At 67.5% G+C, this 243-nt stretch carries 1 pseudogene; it reads right to left on the minus strand.

The features are described 5' to 3' along the window. Positions 1-243, minus strand: a pseudogene (locus SB772_RS44765) (SRPBCC domain-containing protein); the annotation flags it as partial.

The raw sequence follows: 243 nt of genomic DNA on the forward strand, positions 1-243 counted from the left end.
CGCGTATCGCCCTCGCCCGCCCAGCCGTGCCACGCCACGCGGCCCGGTTCGCCGTGCGCGGGCGGCACATATTCCGTGACCTCGCCCTCGACCGGAAAGCCAAACGTGCGGAAGAAAAAGCGCACGCCGGTTTCGAGTTCCGGACCTTTGCCATCGTAGAAGCGGATATCCGACGAGTTCGCGTAATACTCGGGCCAGCGCGGCGCAACGGCGAGCAGCGGCCAGACGTCGGCCGCCGAAATG

Origin of the sequence: Paraburkholderia sp. SIMBA_030, assembly GCF_046535245.1 — a bacterium.
Taxonomy (GTDB): Bacteria; Pseudomonadota; Gammaproteobacteria; order Burkholderiales; family Burkholderiaceae; genus Paraburkholderia.